The sequence below is a fragment of the Oceanobacillus manasiensis genome (genome assembly GCF_000724085.1).
Classification (GTDB): Bacteria; Bacillota; Bacilli; order Bacillales; family Amphibacillaceae; genus Oceanobacillus_B; species Oceanobacillus_B manasiensis.
This window is the reverse complement of record NZ_CCDL010000001.1, coordinates 1,490,261-1,506,255: the sequence shown is the minus strand read 5'-3', so window position 1 is coordinate 1,506,255 and position 15,995 is coordinate 1,490,261. Positions and strand designations below refer to the sequence as shown.

The following is a 15,995-nucleotide window of genomic DNA, read 5'->3' as shown; positions in this document are numbered from 1 at the left end:
ATGACTTTTTCTAGGTAAGGATACGTCACAAGGTCAGTCCATCCTTTTTGGCTTTTGCATCTAAAGCTGCGCCGATCGCGACACCAAGGCCGATTCCGAGCGGTAGCCCTAACCCAATATTTTCAAATATTAGAAGTCCAAATACGACTCCTAAGCTTGTTCCAATTGGCATACATACACTAAAATAAAAGCCACTTGTTACTAACTTATGTTTTTTCGTTAGGTGGGAAGTAATGTTGTTTACTTTTTGTGTATAATGTTTTATGTCGTCTTCCGTGAGGGAATTTTTCTTTTTCAAGAGTTGCATGATGTGACCCTCTAGTTCGATAAAACGCTTTTCACATTCCTCACATTCTGCTGAGAAGGAATTCAATCTCGTAACAATTCGCTTGCATGTCTCTATATCAAGTTTTGTGGCAATTTGTTCATCGATATTAGTTTTTAGTTCTTCAATATTTGTTAATAATTTCTCGACGCTTTGATTCTCCATTGATCGTCCCCCTTCACATATAGAACAATTTTCCTTACTAACTAATACGTTTATACATATGAAAATGTTTCGGAATTAACTTGTAGTAGGAGGCCAATTTACCATTGCCCTCCTAGGTCGTTACAAGATATGAATCATGGTCTGAATATAACATTGAACAAGAATGTAAAAGACGATTGCATAACCCAAATTAAACTTGATCCCGTTTTTAAAACCATTTAATCCATTAGATGCACTAAGGACGATGACTGGCATTATGAGTGGGGAAAGCAGTATGGAAATGACGCTTCCCGATGTCACAGCAAGTACAATGAGCTCTGGTGGATAAGGCAGAGCTATGGATTCTAAAATTCCAGCCACAAGTACCATCACTGTCAGTGGGCCAAGCCCTAAAAACCCGAGCAAAATGACGATAAATGGTAGTAAATAAAGGAAATTCAAAAATGGAATGTGACCTTGTAAATAATACACGCCGTCGACAACCGCAGTGCCAAATCCCGTCTGGTTGAGAGCAGAGATTAGAACCCCAGCACCTAGCATGATACTTAGTTGATAAGATTGCCTTAGCATCCCTTCTTTTGTGTAATGCTGTGCTTCCTCCATGAATTTTCCTGGTCGCCTTTTTATTCCATAGTAAAGGAGGCTCCAGAAGAAAATAACGATAGGGATTGTGATCATCAATTCGAGAGAAAAGATCCCATGTAGAGCAAAAATGGTACCAAATAACGTGATGAATAAAAGCAGAAACTCCATTACAAGTTTTCGATTTATCTTTGATGAGGTGGAGCCTCGTAGGATACCTGCTATTTTCACTTGTAATACAGACGTGATGTTAAGTCCATATTTCTTTTCCTGTTTAGTGGAAAAAGCAACAGAAAGTCCGATCCCTAATACGGCGATAAGCAAGCCTTGCAGGATGGCCAGCCACAGAGAGGCCTTCATCGTTTCTACAGCAAAGATAAAGCTCGGTATACTAACGACCCACATGGTAGAAAGCGCGAAAGAACGGAGTACCGCTGTTCCTTTAAAATTTTCCCATCCTTCCCCCTTCTCATCTTTTAAGATGCCATTAATAAATTGGTACACCATCGGGATGGCGCCAAATAAAAGAAAATATGAAATAACCTGTGTAAATACCATCACTGCAAAATAAAACTTTTTGCTCGTATCAATCGCGTGATGTGCCTGTGAAAGGATCGCCTCCATATACGGCTCTCCACGCAGCACCCAGCTGATCATCGGAACAATAATGAGTAGTCCGATTATGTTTCGCATTTGTAGAAATCCCGCATACAAGTCGGCAAGCGAGAAGTGATTTGTATAAAAGAGGACACCTATCCCGATGAGGAAAAGCATTAACGGTAACTTAAATCGAGTTAATTTAAAGTGCAGTAGTGCAAACAATAAAATGCCAAATCCACTAATTGCCTGTATAACTAGCAGAATATCTGAAGTAAAAAAATACGTTATAAAATGTAAAAGTGCATAAATTACGGTAGCGATTCGCAGCCCGTAAGCGATTATGTTCATTAAGCAAACTCCTCTTTGTTAGCAATCTGTCCATTAATAGCATAGACCTTTTTTGCTGTGTTCTCAACCTAGTGGGAGTTGAATTGGTGCTTGGCTGGTTTCAGTTTGTAGGGCTGTGGTTTCACTTTGTGATGTTCTCGATTCACTTTGCCCTCACAACAATTTACTTCCTGCTCAAAAAATCACTTCTATAATTCTTACATGTGCATAGGATAGTAAAGTGTGAAATTAACATCAGGGAGGGACAGAAATGCCGAGTGGAGTTCATCAGCTGGAAGTAGATCTACCTATTCGTAATACGTGGTCGTTTGTGAGTAATATTACGAATTGGGCAACCTTGGTTCCGGGTTATGTGGAACATGAAATTCTAAATGAGAGGCAATCAACATGGACATTTCGCGGGGATGCAGGCGTGGTACATAAAACGGTGTGCCTCAAAATTGATATTCAGGAATGGGTGGAACCTGCACGTATCTCCTTTACTCTCAAAGGATTAAATGAAAATTTTTCCGGCGATGGCTATTTCCAAACAGAGGAAATATCAAAATCATCAGTTAAAATGACCGGCTACCTGCATATAACAGCCAAGGGGCTGATTGGGCCAATGATAAACACAATGCTGCGGACCATGCTGCCACGTACAACAAAGGATTTCACAGAAGCAGTAGTAAGAAAAATGCAACGTGCAGAAGCTGTTGCACGATAATATAGATTTTTGAAGATTACCTTTATGGTAGTCTTTTTCTTTTCCCTTCATACCAGGTGTGATTTACTCTTCATACCCATAATGATAGAATAGATCAGTCATCAGTTTTTATATGGAGGAGATCCGTTTATGAATATATTACATAAAAATCGCGCATTGGATGATGCACTGAAAATTATTATCGGTGCTACACTTGTTGCGTTAAGCTATAATATCTTTTTACTACCTTCGAAACTTGCTGCAGGTGGGATTTCCGGTATTAGTACCATTTTATTTGAAACATATGGTTTAAGTCCTGCTTATACACAAATGCTTATTAACATTCCTATTTTTATTATCGGCTGGATTGCACTTGGAAAAAGCTTTAGCTGGAAAACGTTGATTGGTACGTTTTGGGTACCGTTTATCATCTGGCTTTCTGCTGATATTCCGTATACAGTAACGAATCCACTGCTAGGTGCGATTTATGGCGGAATTGTCCTTGGTACAGGGTTAGGAATTGTCTATAAAGGAAATGGATCTACCGGAGGAACGGCTGCCATCGCCCAAATCGTAAAGAAATTCACAGGAATATCAAGTGGTTATTCTCAGTTGATTGTCGATGGCTTTGTTGTTATTGCTTCGATTATTGTTTTCAGTCTGGAGCTGACATTGTTTGCACTTATGGCAATTTATATAACCAGTAAGACGATTGATATTGTTCAGCTACGAACCTCTGCTACAAAACTAATTATGATCATTACAGAAGAAGAAGAGAAAATACAGCAACTAATTAGAGATGGAATCGATAGGGGCATTACCAAGGTTCGCTCTGTTGGCGGCTATTCCAATCAGGATAAAACGATGATTCTATGCGTAACAGAGCAGCAGGAAGCTGTGCAGCTTAAGCGCATTTTGCAAAAAGAAGAACCTGCTTCGTTTGTGATTTTCATCAATGCTTCCGAAATACTTGGACGCGGCTTTTCATTGGACAAGTATTATGGCCAGAAGTTATAGGCAATTGAAAATTAAACTTAGGTTTGAAGTGGGTTTGGCGGGCTGCTTCCACGCGAGTTTGCGCTGCTCGCATGCGACTTGGCACTGTTCGCACGCGACCTGGAAATACTATCACGCGACTTCGGATTAGACCCACGCGAGTTAGCGCTACTCTCAAGCGATTTTGTGCTGTCCCAACGCGACTTCCCACTCCCCCCACGCGCCATCCCTATACTATACTTTAAAGCACACCAAAAGAGACGCCCTCATTCAAAAGGGCGTCTCTTTTTATGCAGGATGATGTAGTCTTTCTGCCATATGTTGAATTTTCGCCATGGTGCTTATGTCCATGTTGCCACCACTGACGACGACTCCTAGATGCCTTGACTTGATATGTTGATGGTGAGCGAACAAGGCTGCAATGGCTGCAGCACCTGCACCTTCCATTAAGGTTTTGTTTCGTTCTAACATGTAAACAATGGCCGAGGCAATTTCTTCATCGGTCACAGTGAGGATCTCATCGACATATTCTTTAATAATTGGTAAGGTTCGCTTGCCAGGCTGTTTGACCGCAATGCCTTCTGCGATGGTGTTCACGGATTGCAGCCGGACGTCTTTCCCTTTATAAAAACTATCATACATGGCCGATGCGCCTTCTGCCTGGACACCGATAATTTTTATATTACGGTTTACATACTTTGCAGCAACTGCGATGCCACTAATTAATCCGCCTCCTCCGATCGGCACTAAGATGGTATCCAGTCGGTCCTCCTGTTTCAGCATTTCCATGGCGATTGTTCCTTGGCCTGCCATAACATCATAATCATCGAAGGGATGAATATAGACGGCACCTGTTTGCATTTGCCTTTTCAGCGAGGCTTCATAGGCTTCCTGAAAGGATTCTCCTGTCAGCACGATTTCCGCTCCGTAGTTTTTCGTTGCCTGCACCTTGGCTGAAGGGGTTTTTTCTGCCATGAAAATTGTTGCTTTAATGCCGAGTTTTGCTGCTGCATAAGCAACACCCTGGGCATGGTTTCCTGCAGAGGCCGTGATCACGCCTTTCTTTTTTTCCTGCTTGGATAATTGCATTAATTTAAAGGTTGCACCTCGGAACTTAAAGGCACCTGTCTTTTGTTGATTTTCCATTTTAAAATAGACGTTTTTTCCTACAAGCTGATTTGTTGTTTCAGACGTGATAATTGGTGTTCGGTGAACAATAGGACGTAAAATTCCTAATGCGGTATGAACCTTTTCACCTGTTAAGCAATCCCCAATGGTTTCACACTCCTTGGTTTAATATAAAATGAAACTTCAATCAGGGGGGGTTCGTTCTTCCCCCACTAATTGTTAGTTGAACGAATCGGGCTGTTAGCGTCCGTTTACTCCCACTTACGGACGGTTGCACCGGGATAAAACGGCTTTACCTATTATTTTCAAATGCTGAAATCTTTCCCTCATGATGCAAGGTCAACGCAATGTCATCCCAGCCATTTAACAGCTTCTTCTTATGATATGACGGGATCTCAAAAGATATTTCTTTACCTGATTGATCCGTGATTTTCTGTTCTTCTAGGTCAACCTTTAATACCAATTCAGTTTGTTCTGCCTGCACAAGCCAGGCATCGACTTGGGTCTTATCCATTTGGACGGGAAGGATGCCATTTTTCAATGCATTGTTATAAAAAATATCCGCAAAGCTTGGTGCGATGGCGACTTAAAAGCCGTAATCCAGCAATGCCCATGGGGCGTGCTCTCGTGATGAGCCACAGCCGAAGTTTTCACCAGCTATTAGGATAGATGCACCGTCATAAGCTGGATCATTCAGAGAAAAATCCTGCCGTTTAAATCCGTTGTCATCATAGCGCCAATGGTAAAATAAAAACTGTCCGAAGCCAGTGCGCTCAATACGTTTTAAAAATTGTTTCGGTATAATTTGGTCTGTGTCCACATTCGTTCGGTTTAATGGATAAACGATTCCTTCATGCTTCTTCAATGCCTGCATGACGATCTACCTCCTAGCTCGGTACACTTGCATAGTTTCTGACATCAACAAAATGGCCTTCGATCGCAGCCGCTGCAGCCATTTCTGGACTTACTAGGTGAGTACGGGACCCATTCCCCTGTCTGCCTTCAAAGTTTCGGTTTGAGGTGGAGGCACATCTTCCGCCTGGTGGGACAACATCATCGTTCATTGCCAGACACATGCTACACCCTGCTTCCCGCCATTCGAATCCAGCTTCTTTAAATATGGTGTCCAGTCCTTCTTTTTCTGCTTGTAGTTTTATGCTGAAGGAACCTGGTACAACGATAGCTCTTACCTTTTCATTTACCTTTTTCCCGGAAACGATGGCTGCTGCTTTTTGTAAATCACTTAACCTGGAGTTCGTACAGGAACCAATGAAAACATGATCGATGTTAATCGACGTGATAGGCTGATTTTCCTCGAGTCCCATATAATCCAGGGCGCGTGCTACATCTTCTTTGTATTCCACGGTGGTCAAATCAGGTGTCTTTCCACTAACCGGAACACACATGCCTGGATTGGTTCCCCAGGAAACTTGCGGCTCTATCTCGTCTGCATGAATGACAACACGTTTATCATATTCTGCTCCTTCATCTGTAGCTAATGCGAGCCAGGAATCTGCCAATTGATCAAAATCTTCCCCGTCAGGTACATACTCTTTTCCTTTCAGGAAATTTATTGTTTTTTCATCAGGGCTAATTAGTCCTGCTCTAGCCCCTGCTTCAATCGACATATTGCAAACCGTCATACGGCCTTCCATGGACAAATTACGAACTGCTTCACCGGTATACTCCATTACATGACCGGTGCCAAAACGGACACCAAACTTCGCAATAATAGCCAGGATCAAATCCTTTGCCGTTACACCAGAACCTAAATCACCTTCGACATGCACATTTAAGGTCTTTGGTTTTTCCTGCCATATGCTCTGTGTTGCCAAAACATGCTCTACCTCACTTGTACCGATACCAAAGGCCAAGGCACCAAATGCCCCATGTGTAGATGTATGGCTATCCCCGCAAACGATCGTTTTTCCTGGTTGCGTAAGACCCAACTGTGGTCCAATCACATGCACAATTCCCTGGTCTGGGTGGCGCATATCAGCGAGTGGAATACCAAAGGCTTCGCAATTCTCTTTTAAGGTATGCATTTGTTTTTTAGCAATTTCATCCTTCATTTGGTCCCGATTTTTTGTCGGGACATTATGATCCATTGTCGCATAGGTTAAATCCGGTCTGCGCACCTTACGTCCATTCAAACGTAATCCTTCAAAAGCTTGTGGGGAAGTGACCTCATGCACTAGGTGTAGGTCAATATACAACAGGTCTGGTCTCCCCTCTTCCTGATGCACGATATGGTTTTCCCATATTTTTTCTATAATTGTTTTGGCTTGATCCATTCTGCCACCTCCACGACTTAGGCATAGGTACTGCAAATACTATCTGAAACACTTTTTGTGGTCATATTTTCGACTACAGCCTCTGCCATTTCCTTAGTTCCAACCTGCTTGCCGTTTTTCACTGACAAGTCTACGGTGTGATACCCCTGTTCAAGACATGCTCTGACTGCTTCCTCAATTTCATTTGCCTCTTCCTCCATATTTAAGGAATGCCTTAGCATTAAAGCAGCGGAAAGAATCATGCCTAACGGGTTTGCGATTCCTTTTCCAGCAATGTCCGGGGCTGACCCGTGAACCGGCTCATATAGCCCGACTCCATCTGAGCGAACGCTCGCTGACGGTAGCATGCCGAGTGATCCTGTTAACACGGAAGCTTCATCACTCAAAATATCGCCAAATAGATTTTCCGTTACGATCACATCAAATTGGGTTGGTGCTGTGATCAGCTTCATAGCAGCAGCATCAACAAGCATATGCTCTACTGTAACGTCAGGGTATTCCTTGCTTTTCTCATTGACTACTTCTCTCCATAGTCTGCTAGATTCTAAAACATTTGCTTTATCAACAGAGGTAAGGTGTTTACGTCTAAGTCTTGCACTCTCGAAACCTTTCTCGACAATTCGCTCCATCTCACTTCGCTCATAGTAAAGCGTATCAACGACTGCCTTTCCACCTTTAATTCGTTCACTCGGTTTACCAAAGTAAAGTCCTCCCGTTAGTTCGCGGATAATCAAAATATCACTTCCATTTACCACTTCTTCCTTTAGCGGGGAAGCATGAAGAAGGGGAGCGAACCCTTGGATTGGCCTCAGGTTAGCAAACAGGCCAAGCTTTTTACGAATGCCGAGTAAGCCTTGTTCTGGTCGGATATTTCCAGGTAGTGCTTCCCATTTCTTCCCACCGACGGCACCTAGTAAAATGGCATCTGCTTGTTCACAAGCATTAATCGTATCATCTGGTAATGGTGTTCCATACTGGTCAATGGCATCCCCGCCAATTGCATGAGAATGGAAGGTAAAACGATGACCAAATTCACTTGCTACAGTATTTAAAACATACTTCGCTGACTCCATAATTTCTTTTCCAATACCGTCACCTGGAAGCAGGATAATTTGTTTATTCATACGCTTCTCCTCCATTCTAATTTAGGTTTCTGAAACTAAAGCATTGCTCTCTTGCGAATGCTGCCGAATAATATACCGATTAACTGCGTTCAAGAATGCATTAGCTGAGGCTTCGATGACATCCTGGGCCGTTCCTCTTCCGTTTACCGCCTGCCCGTTTACCTCTAGCTGGACATGTGATTCGGCTAATGCATCCTTACCGCCCCCAACAGAGCTTAGTTGGTAATCTATGAGATTAAGATCTTCAGAGATTAATTCATCTAATGTTCGGTAAACAGCCTCTACACTCCCCTGACCTGTGCAAGCTGTTTGGACTGTCCTTCCGTCAGGTGTTTGGAGTACAACAGTGGCAGTTGGGATATTTGCTGTGCCATATTGAACCTGAAACATTTCCATTTGATACTTGCTAACAGAAGTGGTATCTGTTTGAACTTCCATAAGGATGGTAAACAGGTCATCATCTGTCACTTCTTTTTTGTGATCGGTTAGCTGTTTAAATGCTGCAAAAGCACTCTTTAACTTTTCCTCACTAAGCTCCATGCCGAGTTCTTTTACTTTGTCCTTAAATGCATGTCGCCCAGAGTGTTTTCCAAGGAACAGGTTATTCGCCTTCACACCGACCATTTCTGGTGTAATGATTTCATACGTAGAAGCGTGCTTTAGAACACCGTCCTGGTGAATACCAGATTCATGAGCAAAGGCGTTGCGGCCCACTACCGCTTTGTTTGCCTGCACATACATTCCTGTTAGTTTTGCTACAAGGTCACTCGTTCGTTTTGTTTCTTCCAGTTGTAAGCCTGTCGTATAAGGGTAAAAATCAGAGCGTACTTTTAACGCAACGGCAATTTCTTCTAAGGAGGCATTGCCTGCCCGTTCGCCTATTCCATTGATCGTTCCTTCGATTTGCGTTGCGCCATTTTCCACAGCAGCTAACGAATTGGCAACAGCCATCCCGAGGTCGTTATGACAATGACAGGAAAGGCGTGCTTGATCAATGTTTGGCACATTTTCTTTGATATACTTAAACATTTGGCCATATTCCAGTGGCGTTGTATAGCCGACTGTATCTGGCAAATTAATCACGGTCGCCCCTGCGTCGATGACACGTTCGATGATTTGTGCCAAAAAATCTAAATCCGATCTGGAAGCATCCTCTGCAGACCATTGAACATCATGGAATTTCTCTTTGGCATAGGTGACCATTTCGACTGCCGTATTCATCACCTGTTCGGGAGTTTTTTTCAGTTTATAAGTCATATGAATCGGGGAAGTAGCCAAGAAAAGATGAATGCTTGGGTGTTCTGCCCCTTTCAATGCTTCCCATGCTGTATCGACATCTGACTTTACGGTTCGTGCTAAAGCGGTAACCGAGGTGTTTTTTATCGTGTCGGCAATGGCTTTAACAGCTTGAAAGTCTCCTTTGGAGGAAGCAGGAAACCCTGCCTCCATCCGATCCACACCAAATCTCTCTAGCTGTTTGGCGATTTCCAGTTTTTCTAGTTGATTTAGGTTCACACCAGGTGACTGTTCGCCGTCTCGAAGGGTGGTATCAAAGATTTTAATTCGTGACATGCTCTTTCACATCCTTTTGCTTAGATTGTTTTGCTTGAAGTGGTTGCTTAACAAAAGGCATTAAATCACGTAACTCCTTTCCAACTTTTTCGATTTGGTGGTTGTTTTCTTTTGCATTAATCGCATTGAATTTGGGTCTGTTTGCTTGGTTTTCCAAAATCCATCCTTTGGCAAATTCACCAGTTTGGATGTCTGTTAGCACTTCTTTCATTCTTGCTTTCGTATTCTCATCAACAATTCTTGGGCCTGAAGCAAAATCACCCCATTGTGCTGTGTCAGAGATGGAGTAGCGCATGTTTTCCAGTCCACCTTCATAGATCAGATCCACAATTAGCTTCATTTCGTGCAAACATTCAAAGTAAGCAACTTCTGGCTGATAGCCTGCTTCTGTTAGTGTTTCAAAACCTGCTTTGATCAAGCTTGTAAGACCGCCACACAATACTGCCTGCTCACCAAACAGATCTGTTTCGGTTTCTTCTTGAAACGATGTCTCTAGTACGCCTGCCCTTGCTGCCCCAATCCCTTGGGCATAAGCGAGAGCCAGCTCTGCTGCATTCCCTGTTACATCTTGATATACACCGAACAATGCCGGAACTCCAGCACCACCTTCATATGTTCTACGTACAAGATGCCCTGGTCCTTTTGGTGCTACGAGGAAGACATCCACATCTTCTGGAGGAACAATTTGGCTAAAATGAATGTTAAATCCATGGGCAAAGGCAATGGCGTTTCCTGGCTGCAGGTTTTGTTTAATGCTTTCTGTGTAAACAGCTGTCTGATGCTCATCAGGCAATAGAATCATCACCACATCGGATTTGCTAACAGCTTCTGCTACAGAATAAACGGAAAAGCCATCTTCTTCTGCTTTTTGCTGTGACTTCCCTGGTCTTAGTCCAACCACAACATCATAGCCGCTTTCTCTTAGATTCAACGCATGGGCATGCCCTTGTGAACCATAGCCAACCACCGCGATTTTTTTGTCCTTCAATACCTCTGTTTGAATATCATTTTCATAGCGTACTTTTGTCATTTTGTATTCCTCCTCATTTTTAATCCTGCTTCACTGGCAGTTAGCTCTATAGTTTTTATAAAGGTGTTGCGTGAAGATCTGTAACAGCTTTAGGTTGGTGTCCTCTTAAAAAGGCTGTTACACCTGTTTTGGTAAGCTCCTTAATGCCGTATGGATGAAGCAGCTCGATGAGTGCCTCGACTTTATCTGGCTTTCCCGTTACTTGTATGGTCATGCTTTCCTTGCTTACATCGATTACCGAGGCGCGAAACGGAGAAATGATTCCTTGAATTTCTGCCCGCTGATGCCCATTGCTTCCCACTTTTATTAAGGCAAGCTCTCTTGCAACGATTGCCTTTTCGGTAATATCTGATACTTTGATGACATCAATTTGTTTGTTAAGTTGTTTTGTCAGTTGTTCGAGGTTTTGGTGATCACTTACCTCAATAACAAACGTCATTTTCGAAATGCCTTCTGTTTCTGATTTTCCAACGGAGATGCTGTCAATATTGAATTGCCGTTTATGCAGCATGCCGGTAATGCGATTCAGTACCCCGCTCCGGTCTTGCACAGTGGCTGTAATGATGCGCTTCATCTCTTCACCCCAATCATTTCATGGAGCCCTTTGCCTGGTGCGATCATCGGATAGACACATTCTTTTTGGACAACCCGACAATCCACAACTACTGGCCCGTTATAGGAGAAAACCTCTTCTAGCATTTCTGGTGCGTCTGCTTCTTTTTCTATTCGTACACCTTTAATTCCGTAGCTTTCCGCGAGTTTTACAAAGTCAGGATTCTCGACGAATAGAGATTCCGAGTAGCGTTCCTCGTAAAAGCTTTCTTGCCACTGTCTTACCATGCCTAATGCCTGGTTGTTTACGATGATGACTTTTACTGGCAACTGCTGTTCCTTCAAGACGGATAGCTCCTGTAAAGTCATTTGAAAACCACCATCTCCAACAACTGCTACAACCAATTCATCTGGTGCACCGAGCTGTGCTCCGATTGCTGCTGGAAAACCAAATCCCATTGTTCCGAGTCCACCAGATGTAACCCACTTGTTTGGTTTATCAAAAGAATAATATTGTGCTGTCCACATTTGATGCTGTCCCACGTCTGTTGTAATGATCGCATCCCCTTCTGAAATCTGGTGGATTTGGTCAATGAGCCACTGTGGGGAAAGCAGTTCATCTGAGCGATCATACCAGAGTGGAAATGTCAGTTTGTTGTGCTGCAATCCTTTTTGCCAGTCTTCATGATCTGTTTTAATGTCCTTTGCTAATAGTGCCTGTAGTGCAGCCTTCGCATCCGCTACAACTGGGATCGCAGTTGGAATGTTTTTGCCGATCTCAGCTGGGTCAATATCAATATGGGCAACCTTGGCATTTGGAGCGAAATGCTGTAAGTTCCCAGTCAGTCGATCATCAAATCGTGCTCCAATGTTTAGCAATACATCACATTCATATAAAGCCATGTTTGCTGCATAGGTTCCATGCATCCCGGCCATTCCGAGCATTTGGGGGTGGGAGCCTGGAAAGCTTCCCAAACCGAGTAATGTATTGGCAACAGGCAGCTCATATTTTTCTGCGAATTCCTTTAATTCTGCTGAGGCTTTTGAAAAGAGTACTCCAGCTCCTGCTAGGATGAGCGGCTTCTTAGCATGGCTTAAAGTCTCAGCTAGCTTCGTAATTTGTAATGGATTCGGGTTCACATTCGGCTGGTAACCTGGCAGTGAAAAAGTATTTGGATAAGATCCACCAGTAACTTCAGCCGATATATTTTTTGGAATATCTACTACTACAGGACCGGGACGGCCGGTAGAAGCGATATGAAAAGCTTCTTTGACTACTCGTGGCAGTTCCTCGATCGTTTTCACTTGATAATTGTATTTCGTTATCGGTGTCGTAATCCCTAATACGTCCGCTTCCTGAAAAGCATCTGTTCCAATCACACCACTGGCCACCTGTCCGGTGAAAATAACGAGTGGTAAGGAATCCATCATGGCATCCGTAATTCCTGTAATAAGATTTGTTGCGCCAGGTCCGGAAGTTGCAATCACAACACCAGGTTTTCCTGTTACCCTTGCATATCCTTCTGCCGCATGAATTGATCCCTGCTCATGTCGGGAAAGGACGTGTTTAAACGATGCTTTGCTTCTGTAAACCGCATCATAGATTGGCAGAACAGCCCCGCCAGGATATCCGAATATCGTGTCCACTTGTTCATCCACCAACGTTTGGATGAACAAATCTGCACCTGTCATAAATTCTGTTTCACTTTTCGGTACCTGTTTAACTTTAAGTGTCACTACTACATGCCTCCCCCATTTGCTTTTCTATTAAAAAAGGCCCTTCTCTCCCCTAAAACTGCACAAATCAGCAGAATTATTGGGGAGAAAAGAGCCATCTTTTCACGGTACCACCCAGGTTTTATAGCATCCTCACGAATACTACCTTATGAGACTGAAGATCAGTCTCCTTGATAACAGGCACATACACTGTACCTGACCACACCTACTTGGCAGTCACCGTTCAACGTGGCACTCAGGGAAGATGTCAGAACAAAATGTATTTCTGGGCTTCCAGCAACCCCAGCTCTCTGTGAATACATTGCGAATGTTCCTTTGCTCCCGTCATCGAGTTAACCTATAGAATTTTTTAGTAAAAAGTTGTTTTTTAGAGTTAAAGATTTGTTCAATTTGTTAGGTGAAATCTGAATATTTGATATTGCGGATAATCATATACCGTTTCAAAAGAACAGTCAACAGCTTTTTTCAAAGTTTTTTATTTGTTTAGATAACTCTGTTTATTTGTATACGCTTTCATGCTTGTTAGACAGGGAAAGTCTTGAAATGTTACAATTACATTACAACGCGATATATCAGTTGTTTTATTGTATTTACAGGTAAAAGTTCAATTTTATTTAATTAATATATTGCTGAGGGTTTTGTTGTAGATTTTACGTTTAGTTTAGGGTAATTTGTTTTTATGTAGTGATATATCGGTTATGTTGGTTGCATCTATTTTTTGGGCGTAGTGTTGATGCGTAGTTGGTGGTTTACGGGTGATTAAGTGGCTAATTGGGTTGATTCTCTCTCTATGTTGGTTGATTACACAGACAAACTGGTTGATTCTCTTTGTCTTTTCCCTCATCCCTAACAAAAAAGCTCCTCCCAGCTATTGGGAGGAGCTTCTTTTCAAACTATTTATCTAAGAAATCTGTAACGGCACCTTTGGAAGAGCAGGAAACATTATGGGCATACTTCCCAAGAATTCCTCGCTTGTACAATGGGGGTGCTGACCAGTTTTTCTTTCGTTGTTCAAGTTCTTCAGCACTTACTTCCATGCTAATTTCTTTTTTGTCAGAATCAATGGTCACGATGTCCCCCTCTTTGAGGAATGCAATTGGCCCGCCAGATTGCGCCTCAGGAGAGATGTGCCCTACAACAAGGCCATGGGTTCCACCAGAGAATCGGCCATCTGTAAGCAGTGCTACTTTTTCACCAAGTCCTTTTCCGACAAGAATCGCTGAAATAGACAGCATTTCTGGCATACCCGGTCCACCTTTTGGTCCGACATAGCGAATTACCAGTACGTCACCTTCGTTAATTTTGTTATCCATTACTGCTGCAGTCGCTTCTTTTTCTGTATCGAAAACACGTGCCGGTCCAGTGTGACGATTAACCTTCACGCCAGAGACCTTAGCTACTGCTCCACTTGGGGAGAGGTTTCCTTTAAGAACAATAAGTGGTCCATCTGCCCGTTTAGGTTTATCAAATGGCATAATAACCTCTTGTCCTTCTGTTAACGAATCAGCTACTTCCAAATTCTCAGCAATTGTTTTACCTGTAACGGTTAGACAATCCCCATGCAAGTAACCATTTTCGTACAATAGCTTCATCACTGCTTGTACCCCACCAACTCGGTGCAGGTCTTGCATAACATATTTTCCACTAGGTCGTAAATCTGCTAAATGTGGTGTCTTTTCTTGAATTCTATTAAAATCATCAATCGTTAAATCTACTTCGATCGCATGCGCAATAGAAAGCAAGTGAAGAATAGCATTCGTAGAACCTCCTAAAGCCATAACGACAGTAATCGCATTCTCAAATACTTCTTTTGTCATAATATCTTTTGGATAAATTCCCTTTTCAAGCAAATGATAGACTGCTTTACCAGCATCTGCACAATCAGCATGCTTTTCAGCTGACTCGGCTGGGTTTGAGGAACTTCCTGGAAGGCTCATCCCCATCGCTTCAACGGCTGAAGCCATCGTATTGGCTGTATACATACCTCCACATGCACCAGCTCCAGGACAGGCATTACATTCGATCTTATGCAATTCTTTGTCATCAATTGCGTTGTTATTATGCTTGCCAACACCTTCAAACACGGAAACAATGTCGATATCTTTATCATTATGACGGCCTGGAGCGATCGTGCCACCGTACACAAATACTGCAGGCACTTCAGCATTGGCAATTGCGATCATACAGCCTGGGATATTTTTATCACATGCACCAATCGCCACAAAGCCATCCAGATTCTCTGCACCGACTACAGTTTCAATCGAGTCAGCAATTACATCTCGACTTGGTAGGGAATAACGCATTCCTTGAGTCCCCATTGAAATTCCGTCAGAAACTGTAATTGTGTTAAAAATGAGTGGTACCCCACCAGCGTCTCGTGCACCTTTTTGGCTGCTACGCGCTAGGTCATCAATATGTATATTACAAGGCGTTACCTCGCTCCATGTACTGGCAATACCGATCATCGGCTTTTTAAAATCTTCCTCGGTAACACCGACCGCACGAAGCATCGCTCTATTTGGTGCTTTCATTGGGCCTTCACTGAAAACCTGACTTTTAATACGTAAATCTTTATCCATTTATCATCCCTACCTTTCTTTCGAAACATTATATGCTTAATTTTTTCATAGTTCAATATATTTCTTATTTTTGTGAAGTGAAATTTCTTAAAAATCAGTAATAAAATACTTCAATGTGAGGAATTTGACTGCATGTTATTTTTAGATAAATTTCGGGAAAATAGAAAATGGACAAACAAGAAAAACATCATGAGTATCGGTGAGCTTGAAGGAGTTTTAAGTTTTTCAAGGCATGATTCCACTTGGCTTTTATGAATAATTTTTCTTTTACTGTCCAA

Annotated in this window: 12 protein-coding genes and 1 pseudogene; 2 read left to right on the top strand and 11 right to left on the bottom strand. The window is 42.6% G+C overall.

Annotated features, from left to right (window positions below; translation table 11 throughout):
- Positions 1–25: 25 nt before the first annotated feature.
- Positions 26–490 carry a hypothetical protein gene (locus BN985_RS19340; RefSeq protein ID WP_232225555.1) on the bottom strand — a complete coding sequence of 155 codons (465 nt, stop codon included), beginning with the start codon at positions 488–490 and terminating at the stop codon, positions 26–28.
- A 120-nt stretch (positions 491–610) separates the two neighbouring features.
- Positions 611–2,020, bottom strand: coding sequence for a hypothetical protein (locus BN985_RS07395; protein ID WP_042222198.1), 1,410 nt, complete (start codon positions 2,018–2,020; stop codon positions 611–613).
- Positions 2,021–2,270: 250 nt separating this feature from the next.
- On the opposite strand from BN985_RS07395, the gene BN985_RS07390 reads away from it, so the two are divergent.
- Positions 2,271–2,726, top strand: coding sequence for a CoxG family protein (locus tag BN985_RS07390; protein ID WP_042222197.1), 456 nt, complete (start codon positions 2,271–2,273; stop codon positions 2,724–2,726).
- Positions 2,727–2,855: 129 nt separating this feature from the next.
- A complete protein-coding gene (locus tag BN985_RS07385; protein WP_042222196.1) occupies positions 2,856–3,722 on the top strand; it encodes a YitT family protein in 867 nt (288 codons plus the stop codon).
- 267 nt (positions 3,723–3,989) lie between these two features.
- On the opposite strand, the gene ilvA is transcribed toward BN985_RS07385, so the two are convergent.
- From ilvA to ilvD, 9 genes and pseudogenes are all read right to left on the bottom strand, one after another.
- The gene (ilvA, locus tag BN985_RS07380) at positions 3,990–4,976 is read right to left on the bottom strand and encodes a threonine ammonia-lyase (protein ID WP_042222194.1); all 987 of its coding nucleotides are present in this window, start codon (positions 4,974–4,976) and stop codon (positions 3,990–3,992) included.
- Between the two features lie 145 nt (positions 4,977–5,121).
- Positions 5,122–5,703 (bottom strand): annotated as a pseudogene (gene leuD / locus BN985_RS07375) (3-isopropylmalate dehydratase small subunit).
- Between the two features lie 13 nt (positions 5,704–5,716).
- Positions 5,717–7,123, bottom strand: coding sequence for a 3-isopropylmalate dehydratase large subunit (leuC, locus tag BN985_RS07370; RefSeq protein WP_042222192.1), 1,407 nt, complete (start codon positions 7,121–7,123; stop codon positions 5,717–5,719).
- A 17-nt stretch (positions 7,124–7,140) separates the two neighbouring features.
- A complete protein-coding gene (gene leuB / locus BN985_RS07365; RefSeq protein ID WP_042222190.1) occupies positions 7,141–8,247 on the bottom strand; it encodes a 3-isopropylmalate dehydrogenase in 1,107 nt (368 codons plus the stop codon).
- Positions 8,248–8,268: 21 nt separating this feature from the next.
- Complete coding sequence (locus BN985_RS07360; RefSeq protein ID WP_042222189.1) at positions 8,269–9,819, bottom strand: 2-isopropylmalate synthase; 1,551 nt, start codon at positions 9,817–9,819, stop codon at positions 8,269–8,271.
- Positions 9,806–10,849, bottom strand: coding sequence for a ketol-acid reductoisomerase (gene ilvC / locus BN985_RS07355; RefSeq protein WP_042222187.1), 1,044 nt, complete (start codon positions 10,847–10,849; stop codon positions 9,806–9,808). Before ilvC ends, BN985_RS07360 begins: the two co-directional genes overlap by 14 nt.
- Positions 10,850–10,904: 55 nt before the next feature.
- Entirely contained in the window at positions 10,905–11,423 is a 519-nt protein-coding gene (gene ilvN, locus BN985_RS07350) for an acetolactate synthase small subunit (RefSeq protein WP_042222186.1), read from the bottom strand.
- Positions 11,420–13,093: an acetolactate synthase large subunit gene (ilvB, locus tag BN985_RS07345; protein WP_042223019.1), complete on the bottom strand. Its 1,674-nt coding sequence runs from the start codon at positions 13,091–13,093 to the stop codon at positions 11,420–11,422. The genes ilvN and ilvB overlap by 4 nt, the downstream gene beginning before the upstream one ends.
- A gap of 938 nt (positions 13,094–14,031) precedes the next feature.
- The gene (gene ilvD, locus BN985_RS07340) at positions 14,032–15,717 is read right to left on the bottom strand and encodes a dihydroxy-acid dehydratase (protein ID WP_042222185.1); all 1,686 of its coding nucleotides are present in this window, start codon (positions 15,715–15,717) and stop codon (positions 14,032–14,034) included.
- Positions 15,718–15,995 lie beyond the last annotated feature (278 nt).

Coding starts and splice junctions, on each gene's coding strand:
- ilvN (WP_042222186.1), bottom strand. CDS start 11,423: ATGAAGCGCATCATTACAGCCACTGTGCAAGACCGGAGCGGGGTACTG.
- BN985_RS19340 (WP_232225555.1), bottom strand. CDS start 490: ATGGAGAATCAAAGCGTCGAGAAATTATTAACAAATATTGAAGAACTA.
- leuC (WP_042222192.1), bottom strand. CDS start 7,123: ATGGATCAAGCCAAAACAATTATAGAAAAAATATGGGAAAACCATATC.
- ilvD (WP_042222185.1), bottom strand. CDS start 15,717: ATGGATAAAGATTTACGTATTAAAAGTCAGGTTTTCAGTGAAGGCCCA.
- BN985_RS07385 (WP_042222196.1), top strand. CDS start 2,856: ATGAATATATTACATAAAAATCGCGCATTGGATGATGCACTGAAAATT.
- BN985_RS07395 (WP_042222198.1), bottom strand. CDS start 2,020: ATGAACATAATCGCTTACGGGCTGCGAATCGCTACCGTAATTTATGCA.
- ilvC (WP_042222187.1), bottom strand. CDS start 10,849: ATGACAAAAGTACGCTATGAAAATGATATTCAAACAGAGGTATTGAAG.
- ilvB (WP_042223019.1), bottom strand. CDS start 13,093: ATGACAGGTGCAGATTTGTTCATCCAAACGTTGGTGGATGAACAAGTG.
- BN985_RS07390 (WP_042222197.1), top strand. CDS start 2,271: ATGCCGAGTGGAGTTCATCAGCTGGAAGTAGATCTACCTATTCGTAAT.
- BN985_RS07360 (WP_042222189.1), bottom strand. CDS start 9,819: ATGTCACGAATTAAAATCTTTGATACCACCCTTCGAGACGGCGAACAG.
- leuB (WP_042222190.1), bottom strand. CDS start 8,247: ATGAATAAACAAATTATCCTGCTTCCAGGTGACGGTATTGGAAAAGAA.